Here is a 10,039-nt window from a genome sequence, read left to right on the forward strand (position 1 = left end):
GGACCGATATCACCCTGGTTCGTTAATTGCCGCGGTACGTGGAGAAGCCGTAGGGGCTGAGCAAAAGCGGAATGTGGTAATGCGGCACCGTGCCATCGACTTCAAAGATCACCGGCACTTCAGGAAAGAAGGTTTTCAGATCGTGCTTCTCGAACCATTCGCCGGTCTTGAAAGTGACTCGGTAGGTGCCCTTCTCGAGCGCTTTGCCTTCCGGATACAGCGCTGTAATGCGTCCCTGTTCGTTGGTGACACCGTCATTGAGGGTCTGCCAGTTCTGGCCGTTCTGCTTCTCCAGCGTCACAGTCACGGCCGGGGACGGCAACCCATCCTGCAGATTGAGGACATGTACGCTGAGCGGGTTGGCGTCTGCCAGTGCAAAGGACGACAGACCGCTGAGGACTGCGCCAGCCAGAAGGGTTTTGAGTGCTTTCATGTTGTAACTCCAGGTTATTGATGGGTGGATAGAACGTGCTCGATGGCCTTGAGTGCGCATGCCTCGTCGTTGGCTGCACCGCCCGCCCCCGCTACGCCAATGGCACCTATGACCTGATCGCCGAGCTTCAGCGGTACGCCACCGCCCAGCAGCAACAGCTCGTCGAGGGTGTTGAGGTTCTCGGCCTCCGGGTTGCCGCGAGCACGCTCCGCCAGTAAGCGCGTCGGAGTTTTGGTCGAGAGTGCGGTAAAGGCTTTGCGCTGCGCGGCCAGGGTGTTGTGCGGGCCGACGTTGTCGTCACGCTGGACGGCGACCAGGTTGCCACCCCGATCGACCACAGCCGCAACTGCCGTGCGGCCATCGGCATGGCAGGCAGCCAGCGTGGCATCGAGCAAATCGTTGGCCAGAGGCAGGGTAACGTCCTGACGCTGAGCGACCTGATCGGCCGCCCAAGAGGTGGAAACGCCCATGGCCAGGGCGAGTAGAGACAGGGTGGTTTTACGAATGAGCATGCAGTTCTCCCGGTTTAGGCTCTGCTGAGCGGATGCCGGCAATCCTGCACAAGCCTCCCAGTCAGACCGATTGCGCCGGGATTACCAATTTGTAATGGGAGCGCGCCGCGTATAGGCCTAGGCTATGCGCCTGCACTGGAGGGGAAGATGCGCATCCTGGTTGTTGAAGACGAAGCCAAAACCGCCGACTACTTGCGCAAAGGCTTGAGTGAGTCCGGCTATTTGGTGGAGGTTGCCTTGAACGGCTTGGACGGCCAGCACCTGGTACAGGAAAGCGAATTCGACCTGGTCATCCTGGATGTGATGCTGCCGGGGATAGATGGCTGGCAACTGCTACAGATCATTCGGCGGCAGGGGCACACACCGGTGCTGTTTCTCACCGCGCGCGATGCCGTCGAAGATCGCGTGAAGGGATTGGAGTTGGGCGCGGACGACTACCTGGTCAAGCCCTTCTCCTACGCCGAGCTGCTCGCCCGGGTGCGCACGCTGCTGCGACGCGGGCCGCCCCGAGAAGTGGAGCATTTTCAGGCCGCCGATTTGCAGATGGATCTACTCAAGCGCAAGGTGTCTCGCAATGGCGAGAGGCTGCACCTGACCAACAAGGAGTTCGCCCTGCTCCACCTCTTGCTCAGCCGAGAGGGCGAGGTGCTCTCACGCGCCTTGATTGCCTCCCATGTCTGGAACATGAATTTTGACAGCGATACCAATGTGGTCGACGTGGCCATCCGCCGCCTGCGGGCCAAGGTCGACGATCCCTACCCGATCAAGCTGATTCATACCGTGCGGGGCATGGGCTACATGCTGGAGGTGCAGTCGTGAGCCTTTGGCCGCGCTCGCTGAGTCTGCGTCTGGCGCTGATGTTCGCCGCAGTCAGTGCGTTGTTGCTGGGGGCCTTTGGCTTTTACCTCTATCAATCGCTGCACCGCGAGATCGCTTGGCGGGATGATCAGGCTCTGCTCGGCCGGCTACAGCGCATGCAGGCGCTGATCGACGACAGCGACAGCATCGAGGCGCTGCGCAGCCGACCACAGCTGTACGAGAACATGCTGGGCAACCACGACAACCTGCTGTGGATCATCGATGGCAGCGGCAAGCTGCTCATCGAGATCAACCCACCCTCGTTGCCATTACCCAGCTTACCGGCAGCCCCCCAGGCGAGGCTTGCCGATGGCCTGTCTGCCGAGCCGCTGCGCCTGGCATGGCTCGATGTAGCCCGCCCAGAGCGCCGCCTGACATTGATCGCCGGCAAGCTGCTGCACGAGCGCGAGCAGATGCTCAGCGCTTATCGGCTCAAGCTGTGGATCGCCCTTTCCACCGGTGCCTTGCTGGCCTTTCTACTCGGCTGGCTAGTTAGCCTGCGCGGATTACATCCGGTACGTCGGCTAGCCAAACAGGCCTGCACAGTGGACGCCCAGCACCTGTACCTGCGCCTGGACGAGTTCGAGGAGCTGAGCGAACTACAGGCACTGAGCCAGGCCCTCAATCAGATGTTGGCCCGGCTGGAGGATGGCTTCGTCCAGCTGTCGCGCTTCTCCGAAGACCTCGCCCATGAGATGCGCACGCCATTGAGCAATCTGATGGGCCAGACCCAGCAGGCACTGGGGCGCACACGCTCGCTCGAGGATTACCAGAATCTGCTGGTGTCCAATCTGGAGGAATATGAGCGACTGGCCCGGATGATCGACAGCATGCTGTTCCTTGCCCGCTGCGAACAACCCAAAGCCTCGCTCACTCGCGAGTCAGTCGATCTTCGAGAGCTGACAGCACAGCTGTGCGAGTACTTCGAGGGCATGGCACATGAGCGTGGCAATACATTGATCAACCAGACCAGTGGCAAGCTCTGGGCCGACGCACAACTGCTGCGGCGCGCACTGGCCAACCTGATTGCCAATGCGCTGCGCTATGGCGCCACCGATACTCCCGTGACCATCGACAGCGTGGCTGGAGCAGCAGGGCTTGAAATCAGCGTGCATAACCTGGGCGAACCGATTGCCGGCGAGCATCTAGCGCGCCTGTTCGAACGCTTCTACCGCTGCGATCCCTCGCGCAATCAGCCTGACGACTCCGGGGGGCTTGGCTTGGCGATTGTGCGCTCGATCATGCATGCGCATGGAGGACAGGCCCTAGTCAGCAGCGATGACTCCGGCACTTGCTTTACCTTGCACTTCCCGACTGAAAATCCCTCGATACCCCACTAGGGCTGAGGACGACGGAGCCTGCCAAAACAGCTTCGAGACGGAGGCCCGGGGCTCACCGCGTTCAGTGCCACAACAACGTCATTCAGGCAAGACGCGAATACCTCAACCAATCAGGGCTTGGGTAGCATTTTCTCCCGCGTATCGTCCACGAGCGCTGCTCCAGCCAATATCGCCGGTTGGAGCGAACAACCGCCTGCCGCCGCTCATCCAGATCCTCCCAACAGATCCGCGCGATTTCCTCCTGCCTAAGCGTCGAGAAGATCGAAAAAGTAGGCAAGCAATTCGTCCAACTCATCCCTGCCCGGTCTCGATCAGGCTCTCGACTCCGAGTCACCGTATCCAGCTTACACAGCACCTTGCGCGCATCAGTCATAGCGCTCGCCTCGATCTCATACCCGAGGCAGGCTTAGCGACAGACAGGACCGCGCCAAGGTGTGTGTGAGATCGCTCCCAACGGCCTGGGCCTGAACGCCGCTGCCCTCCTTGCCCATTTGCCCTTGCGCGAAGCCTTTTCGAGAGCACCGGGCAATGCAAGCCCGGCCTCCCTCCTCATCACCCTGGCGCGAGCAAACGGCTTGCGGTCTAAGGACCGGCTTTCTTGGTAGACTATGGCTCCGTTGCGGCGCAGCCGAACCTGAACCCTGTACCTGGTCTGCCCACTGCGCCGAGTGATCGTTTCTGTGCGCTCATCACCAGTGCTGGAAATGCATTTACCAGTGCTTGATTTTGGTATCGCATGCGCAAAAACGGGCAACAACCAGCCTTTGCGGCCGTCAATCGATCTGAACCAATGCCTCTAGAATCAGCTTCAAAGCCAGTAACCACGTGCACTGCCCTGTCCCGCCGTTTCTCCGTGGCCCCCATGATGGACTGGACCGATCGCCACTGCCGTTTCTTTCTGCGCCAGCTGTCGCGTCACGCCCTGCTGTATACCGAAATGGTCACCAGCGGTGCGCTGATCCATGGCGATCGCGAGCGCTTCCTGCGTTACAGCGAGTGCGAGCATCCGCTGGCGTTGCAGCTGGGCGGCAGCAACCCGCAGGACCTCGCCGCCTGTGCCAAGATGGCCGAGCAGCATGGTTACGACGAGGTCAACCTCAACGTCGGCTGCCCCAGCGACCGGGTGCAGAACAATATGATCGGCGCCTGCCTGATGGGCCACCCGGCGCTGGTGGCCGACTGCGTCAAGGCCATGCAGGACGCGGTGAGCATCCCGGTGACGGTCAAGCACCGCATCGGCATCAACGGCCGCGACAGCTATGCCGAGCTGTGCGATTTCGTCGGCCAGGTGCGTGATGCCGGCTGTCGCAGCTTCACCGTGCACGCGCGCATCGCCATTCTCGAAGGCCTGTCGCCGAAGGAGAACCGCGAGGTGCCGCCGCTGCGCTACGAAGTCGCCGCCCAGCTCAAGCAGGATTTCCCCGACCTGGAGATCATCCTCAACGGTGGCATCAAGACCCTGGAAGAATGCGAGGTGCACCTGCAGACCTTCGACGGCGTAATGCTCGGCCGCGAGGCCTACCACAATCCCTTCCTGCTGGCGCAGGTGGACAACCGCCTATTCGGCGCCGCGGACAGCGGCATCACCCGCATGGACGCCCTGCTCGCGCTGCGCCCCTATGTCGAGCAGCACCTGCGCGAAGGCGGCACCCTGCATCACATCACCCGCCATGTGCTCGGCCTGGCCCAGGGTTTCCCCGGCGCACGGCGCTTCCGCCAGTTGCTGTCGGTGGACATCCACAAGGTCAAGGACCCGCTGGCGCTGCTCGATCAGGCCGCCGAGGTGCTGCGCGGGCACTGAGCCAGCGGCAGCGGTTCGCCGGCTTTGCTCAGCTGGCGGTGCAGCTCGCGGCTGGGGATACCCCGCTCGTCATCGGCGCCGGACAGCGCCTCGGCCACCTTCAGCTGCGACATGCAGCAGCGCAGCCCGCACGCGCAAACATTGTCAGCGCGACAGCCCTCGCTGCCCGTTGAGCCGCCCTGGCACCTCGGGTAAGGTCGTGACATCCGCAACGACAAGGCTCCGTCATGACCTCCAAGCTGGAACAACTCAAGCAGTTCACCACCGTGGTTGCCGACACCGGCGACCTCGACGCCATCGCCCGCCTGCAACCGGTGGATGCCACCACCAACCCCTCGCTGCTGCTCAAGGCCGCCGCGCTGCCGCGTTACGCCGAGCTGCTGGGGCGCGCCGTGACAGCCGGCCAGGGCGACCTCGGCCTGGCCTGCGACCACTTCGCCGTGGCCGTCGGCCAGGAGATCCTCAAGGTGATTCCCGGGCGTATCTCCACCGAGGTGGACGCCCGCCTGTCCTTCGACACCAACGCCACCCTGCGCCGCGCCGAACGCCTGATCGGCCTCTACGAGCAGGCCGGCATCGGCCGCGAGCGTGTGCTGATCAAGATCGCCTCGACCTGGGAAGGCATCCGCGCCGCCGAACAGCTGGAAAAAGCCGGCGTGCAGACCAACCTGACCCTGTTGTTCGCCTTCGCCCAGGCCCAGGCCTGCGCCGATGCCGGGGTGTTCCTCATCTCGCCCTTCGTCGGGCGCATCTACGACTGGTACAAGAAGGCCGAGGGCCGCGACTTCGTCGGCGCCGAGGACCCCGGCGTGCAGTCGGTGGCGCGCATCTACGACTACTACAAAGCCAACGGCTACCAGACCGTGGTGATGGGGGCGAGCTTCCGCAATCTGGGCCAGATCGAACAGCTGGCCGGCTGCGACCGCCTGACCATCAGCCCGGAGCTGCTGCAGCAACTGGCCGACGACCAAGGCCAAATGAGCCGCCGACTGGCCCCCGGCGCCGCCGGCGAAACCCGCCGTAGCCTGGATGAAAGCGCCTTCCGCTGGGCGCTCAACGAAGACGCCATGGCCACCGAGAAACTCGCCGAAGGCATCCGCCTGTTCGCCCGCGATCAGGAAAAGCTCGAAGCGCTGCTCGCCGCCAGGGCCTGAAACGCAAAAAGGGGCGCCCGCATGCGGGCGCCCCTTTGCATTGTTCGCCTGTCAGTGCCGTTCGAGGGCGCTGACCAGATCGTGGAAGGCCTCTCGGTTGGAGTCGTTGAGCCCCATGAGGATGCGGTGGGCCTCCAGAACCTTGGCCTTGACCACCTCTTCGGACTGATCCTGCGACGGCAGATCATCCAGCGCCTCCGGGCACGGCACCGGCCGGTCGACGATATTGAACACCTGATCGAAGCCCATCGACTGCAGCAGGCGGGTGATGTCGTCGTGGGTGGTGACCACGGTGGGCAACAGACCGACCTTCTGCCGCGACAGAATCGACAGCTTGGCCAGCAGGCCGAGGGTGGTGCTGTCGATGCTGCGGGTTTCGGTCAGGTCGATGACGATGGCCGAGAAATTCAGCGCGGTGAAGATCTTTTCAATCGTGGCATCCAGCGCCGAACAGAGCGTCAGACGCACTTCGCCGACGAATTTGAGGACGAAGGTCCCGTCCTGCTCGGCGAATTGGATACGACCGGGGCTTATCCCAGGATTCATGCAAGGTTCCTGCTTAACACCAGCAAGGCGATATCATCCGGCATCTCGCCCAGATTGGCCAGACCGAGAACTTGACGCAAACCGTCTAGACTGCCGCCAGCCTGGCTAACCAGTTGTGGCAGCGCCAATTCCTTGTCCTTCAGCGTCTCGCCCGGCAACAGGTCGAGAATGCCGTCAGACAACAGCGTCAGGCTGAACGACTCGGGCAGCGGCATGACGTGATCGGCGTATTCGGCCTCCTCGAACAGCCCCACCGGCAGCCCGCGGCCTTCCAGGTAACGGGCCTCGCCTTTCTCGAACAGCACCGGTAACGGCAGGTGGCCGCCGATGCTGTAGGTCAGTTGGCCGCTCTGCTCGTCGATCACCCCGCCGAGCATGGTCACGTGCTTGCCCAGCTTGCAGTTGATCAGCCCGCGGTTGATGTGGCCGAGCACTTCCGAGGGCTTGAACTCCGGCAGCAGGCCGCCGCGGCGCGACTCGTAGAGCAGCCGGGTGGTCATGAACTTGAGCAGCACGGTGACGAAGGCCGAGGACGCGCCGTGGCCGGACACGTCGGCCAGGTAGAAGGCGATGCGTCGCTCGTCGACGCGGAAGTAGTCGACGAAGTCGCCGGACAGGTACAGCGAAGGGATGATCTGGTGGGCGAAGGTCAGGCTGTCGACCTGCCAGGGCGTCACCGGCAGCATGTTCATCTGCACCTGGCGCCCGGCGTTCTGGTCTTCCTGCAACAGGTGCAGGCTGGCCTGCAGTTCGCGGTTGGCGGTTTCCAGCTTCTCGCGGTAGCGCTGGTTCTCCAAACGCAGGCGCGAGCGATCGAGGGCACGGCGCACCGAGTGCTCGAGCACCGCCAGGTCTTCCAGGGGCTTGATCAGGTAGTCGGCGGCGCCCAGGCGCAAGGCCTCCACCGCATCGTTCATGACGCCGGCGCCGGACACCACGATCACCGGCACCTCGACGCCGAGGGCGTTGATCCGGCGGATCAGTTCGAGGCCATCGACCTGCGGCATGCGCAGGTCGCAGATCATCAGGTCGGGCTTGGCCTGCTGGAACACTTCCAGCCCCTGCAGGCCGTTGCTGGCCTGCAGCACCTTGAAGCCGCTGTCCTCGAGGTAGGCCGCGAGGCTGGCACGCACGACTTCGTCGTCATCGATGATCAGCAGAGTGGCACTGGTTTTGTGCATGGGGTATCCAGGCAAACTGCGCCGGGGCAATCGGGTGACGGCCCGTGGCGCGGCGCCGCGTAGGTGGCGTCAGGGCGAATTCAAGGGGCAGACGGTACTCCCATCCGTCGACCGATTCAAGCCGGCGCCAGTCGTCGTTCGGCGACTTTACAGGGCAAATCGGCGAGGGTTATAAGAGCCGCAGGAGAACCTTATAACAAGAGGACAGCGTCCATGAGTCAGAGCGATCGAGCGTACAGCGAGAAACGTGACTACATCCGCATGCGACTGGAAGCGCCAGTAACCCTGCACCATGGCGGGCGGGAAATTTCCGCGCTGTGTCTGGATCTGTCCAGTACCGGCATGCAACTCGAGGCCGAAGTCGCGCTGAGCATGGGCGACCGGGTCAAGGTCCACATCCCCTCCGAGCACAGCGAGCTGGCCGGCCTCGACGCCCAGGCCGAGGTGGTGCGCATCGCCGATCTGGGCGACGGTCGCCAGTCGCTGGGCCTGGCCATCCTGTCGATGAGCTGACATCTGCACTTACGAAAAAGGCGGCCAAGGGCCGCCTTTTTCATGCCCGCCAAACTCAGAAGTCGTCTTCGACCTGGCCGTCCTGCACCTTGAACTCGCGGTTCTGCAGGTAGGCGTTGCGGATGAAGATGTACTTGTCGCCGCTGATCAGCTTCTCCGCCGACAGCAGGCTGGCGCGGGTGTCGACCACATCCACGGCGCGGGTGACGTTGCGCGTCGGCACATGGCCCATGTAGGGATAGGGCTCGAGGAAGCTGTCCGGCAGCTTGCCGGTGGCGTCGCGCACGCTGCTCGGGCCGAGGAACGGAATCACCAGGTAGGGGCCGCTGCCCAGGCCCCAGGCGCCGAGGGTCTGGCCGAAGTCCTCGTCGTTCTTCTGCAGGCCCATCGGCGTGGCCACGTCGAAGAAGCCGAGCAGGCCGAAGGTGGTGTTGAAGATCAGGCGCCCGGTATCCACTCCGGCGTCGTGCATCTTGCCCTGCAGCAGGTTGTTGGCCAGGTTGCCGACATCGCCCAGGTTGCCGAAGACGTTGTGCACGCCGTCTTCCAGAAACTGCGGGGTGACTGCCTGATAACCCTGCGCCACAGGCTTCAGCGCGTAGGTGTCGAGGGTGTCGTTGAAGCGGAACATGGCGCGGTTGAAGCCTTCCCAGGGGTCGTCCTCCGAGGCGGCCTGCGCCATCGCAGGCAGCAGACTCAGGCCGACGAGCGCCATCAGGCCGCCGAGGCGCACGATCCAGCGAGCACCGTTCACATGCATTGCAGTCTCTCCTTGAGAAAAGTAGTGTGGCGACCCGCCAGCGGCCACCGAGGCCGCGCAGTATATAGCCTGAGCCCCCTGATGGCAGCATAGCGGACAACCCCGATGATCGAGAAAATGCTTCTGCACACCGCCCATATCCCCGTGCGCTGGGGCGACATGGACAGCTACGGGCACGTCAACAACATCCTCTATATGCAGTACCTGGAAGAAGCGCGGATCGCCTGGTTCGAACGCGTCGGCGTGGCGATGAACGACGCCCCGCAGGGCCCGGTGGTGCTGCAGACCCAGCACACCTACCTGAAACCCGTGGTTCACCCCGCCACCGTGGTGGTGCAGCTGTATGCCGGCGCCCTGGGCCGCAGCAGCCTGGTGCTCGAACACCGCCTGTCGACCCTGGAAGATCCGCAGCGCTGCTATGGCGAGGGCTACTGCAAGCTGGTCTGGATCGAGCATGCCAGCGAACGCTCGGTGCCCCTGCCCGAGCACCTGCGCGCCCTGCTCGGCGGAGGCTGAGCGGCGTCATCGCCCGGTCATCCTGTGGTCATCTGCGCGCCCTAGAGTGGCCTAGACCATTGCAGGGATGACCCTATGCCTCACACCGCCCCCACCGCCCTTCTATTCGAGCTTTCCGGCTGCCTGGTCGACTTCGGCGCCCGCACCCTGCCGGTCGCCCTGCAGCGTCTGCATCCCGATACCGAACTACCCGCTGGCGCTCACTGCCCCGAGCAGGCCCTGGCCGAACTGCTCGGTCGTCCGCCGCAGGCCCAGGAACGGCAGGCGCTGCAGCAGATGCTGGCGACCGTCGCCGACGAGCACGCCGAACTCACCCCCGGTGCCGCGCCGTTGCTGCAACAGCTGCAGGCTCAGGGCACGCCCTGGGCCTGGCTGGACAGCCTGCCCGCGGACGCCAGTGCGCGCCTGGCCGAGGCCCTGCCTGC

12 protein-coding genes and 1 pseudogene are annotated in these 10,039 nt (G+C 63.7%); 7 read left to right on the forward strand and 6 right to left on the reverse strand.

Features of this window, described 5'->3' with window-relative positions; genetic code table 11:
- Positions 1–22 precede the first annotated feature (22 nt).
- Positions 23–433 carry a hydroxyisourate hydrolase gene (uraH, locus tag N878_RS08105; protein ID WP_021443167.1) on the reverse strand — a complete coding sequence of 137 codons (411 nt, stop codon included), beginning with the start codon at positions 431–433 and terminating at the stop codon, positions 23–25.
- A gap of 14 nt (positions 434–447) precedes the next feature.
- Positions 448–945 carry a heme-binding protein gene (locus N878_RS08110; RefSeq protein WP_021443168.1) on the reverse strand — a complete coding sequence of 166 codons (498 nt, stop codon included), beginning with the start codon at positions 943–945 and terminating at the stop codon, positions 448–450.
- 147 nt (positions 946–1,092) lie between these two features.
- Here N878_RS08110 and N878_RS08115 point away from each other — a divergent pair, with 147 nt between their 5' ends.
- From N878_RS08115 to dusA, 3 genes are all read left to right on the forward strand, one after another.
- The gene (locus N878_RS08115) at positions 1,093–1,764 is read left to right on the forward strand and encodes a heavy metal response regulator transcription factor (RefSeq protein WP_021443169.1); all 672 of its coding nucleotides are present in this window, start codon (positions 1,093–1,095) and stop codon (positions 1,762–1,764) included.
- Positions 1,761–3,143: a heavy metal sensor histidine kinase gene (locus N878_RS08120; protein ID WP_021443170.1), complete on the forward strand. Its 1,383-nt coding sequence runs from the start codon at positions 1,761–1,763 to the stop codon at positions 3,141–3,143. Before N878_RS08115 ends, N878_RS08120 begins: the two co-directional genes overlap by 4 nt.
- 790 nt (positions 3,144–3,933) lie before the next feature.
- Entirely contained in the window at positions 3,934–4,944 is a 1,011-nt protein-coding gene (dusA, locus tag N878_RS08125) for a tRNA dihydrouridine(20/20a) synthase DusA (protein ID WP_082457824.1), read from the forward strand.
- Here dusA and N878_RS28320 read toward each other — a convergent pair.
- A complete protein-coding gene (locus tag N878_RS28320; RefSeq protein WP_021443172.1) occupies positions 4,914–5,057 on the reverse strand; it encodes a hypothetical protein in 144 nt (47 codons plus the stop codon). The genes dusA and N878_RS28320 overlap by 31 nt on opposite strands.
- 114 nt (positions 5,058–5,171) lie before the next feature.
- Between N878_RS28320 and tal the strand changes: the two genes are divergently transcribed.
- Positions 5,172–6,098, forward strand: coding sequence for a transaldolase (tal, locus tag N878_RS08130; RefSeq protein WP_021443173.1), 927 nt, complete (start codon positions 5,172–5,174; stop codon positions 6,096–6,098).
- 51 nt (positions 6,099–6,149) lie between these two features.
- Here tal and rssC read toward each other — a convergent pair whose 3' ends face one another.
- Positions 6,150–6,632 (reverse strand): anti-sigma factor antagonist RssC, encoded by a 483-nt coding sequence (gene rssC, locus N878_RS08135; protein ID WP_031302906.1) that lies wholly within the window; start codon positions 6,630–6,632, stop codon positions 6,150–6,152.
- 8 nt (positions 6,633–6,640) lie between these two features.
- Positions 6,641–7,825, reverse strand: coding sequence for a two-component system response regulator RssB (gene rssB, locus N878_RS08140; protein WP_021443175.1), 1,185 nt, complete (start codon positions 7,823–7,825; stop codon positions 6,641–6,643).
- A 213-nt stretch (positions 7,826–8,038) separates the two neighbouring features.
- Between rssB and N878_RS08145 the strand changes: the two genes are divergently transcribed.
- Positions 8,039–8,338, forward strand: coding sequence for a PilZ domain-containing protein (locus N878_RS08145; RefSeq protein ID WP_031302907.1), 300 nt, complete (start codon positions 8,039–8,041; stop codon positions 8,336–8,338).
- Positions 8,339–8,393: 55 nt separating this feature from the next.
- Here N878_RS08145 and N878_RS08150 read toward each other — a convergent pair whose 3' ends face one another.
- The gene (locus tag N878_RS08150; protein ID WP_021443177.1) at positions 8,394–9,098 is read right to left on the reverse strand and encodes a VacJ family lipoprotein; all 705 of its coding nucleotides are present in this window, start codon (positions 9,096–9,098) and stop codon (positions 8,394–8,396) included.
- Positions 9,099–9,203: 105 nt separating this feature from the next.
- Here N878_RS08150 and N878_RS08155 point away from each other — a divergent pair, with 105 nt between their 5' ends.
- Together N878_RS08155 and N878_RS08160 are read left to right on the forward strand one after the other, a co-directional pair.
- Positions 9,204–9,614 carry a thioesterase family protein gene (locus N878_RS08155; protein ID WP_021443178.1) on the forward strand — a complete coding sequence of 137 codons (411 nt, stop codon included), beginning with the start codon at positions 9,204–9,206 and terminating at the stop codon, positions 9,612–9,614.
- Positions 9,615–9,689: 75 nt separating this feature from the next.
- A pseudogene (locus N878_RS08160) lies at positions 9,690–10,039 on the forward strand (HAD family phosphatase); the annotation flags it as partial.

The organism is Pseudomonas sp. EGD-AK9, assembly GCF_000465935.2.
Lineage (GTDB): Bacteria > Pseudomonadota > Gammaproteobacteria > Pseudomonadales > Pseudomonadaceae > Aquipseudomonas.

What these genes read in the sequence shown, in the direction of transcription:
- N878_RS08110 (WP_021443168.1), bottom strand. Translation starts at nt 945, where the DNA reads ATGCTCATTCGTAAAACCACCCTGTCTCTACTCGCCCTGGCCATGGGC.
- uraH (WP_021443167.1), bottom strand. Translation starts at nt 433, where the DNA reads ATGAAAGCACTCAAAACCCTTCTGGCTGGCGCAGTCCTCAGCGGTCTG.
- N878_RS08150 (WP_021443177.1), bottom strand. Translation starts at nt 9,098, where the DNA reads ATGCATGTGAACGGTGCTCGCTGGATCGTGCGCCTCGGCGGCCTGATG.
- rssB (WP_021443175.1), bottom strand. Translation starts at nt 7,825, where the DNA reads ATGCACAAAACCAGTGCCACTCTGCTGATCATCGATGACGACGAAGTC.
- N878_RS08145 (WP_031302907.1), top strand. Translation starts at nt 8,039, where the DNA reads ATGAGTCAGAGCGATCGAGCGTACAGCGAGAAACGTGACTACATCCGC.
- N878_RS08115 (WP_021443169.1), top strand. Translation starts at nt 1,093, where the DNA reads ATGCGCATCCTGGTTGTTGAAGACGAAGCCAAAACCGCCGACTACTTG.
- dusA (WP_082457824.1), top strand. Translation starts at nt 3,934, where the DNA reads ATGCCTCTAGAATCAGCTTCAAAGCCAGTAACCACGTGCACTGCCCTG.
- N878_RS28320 (WP_021443172.1), bottom strand. Translation starts at nt 5,057, where the DNA reads ATGTCGCAGCTGAAGGTGGCCGAGGCGCTGTCCGGCGCCGATGACGAG.
- tal (WP_021443173.1), top strand. Translation starts at nt 5,172, where the DNA reads ATGACCTCCAAGCTGGAACAACTCAAGCAGTTCACCACCGTGGTTGCC.
- N878_RS08155 (WP_021443178.1), top strand. Translation starts at nt 9,204, where the DNA reads ATGATCGAGAAAATGCTTCTGCACACCGCCCATATCCCCGTGCGCTGG.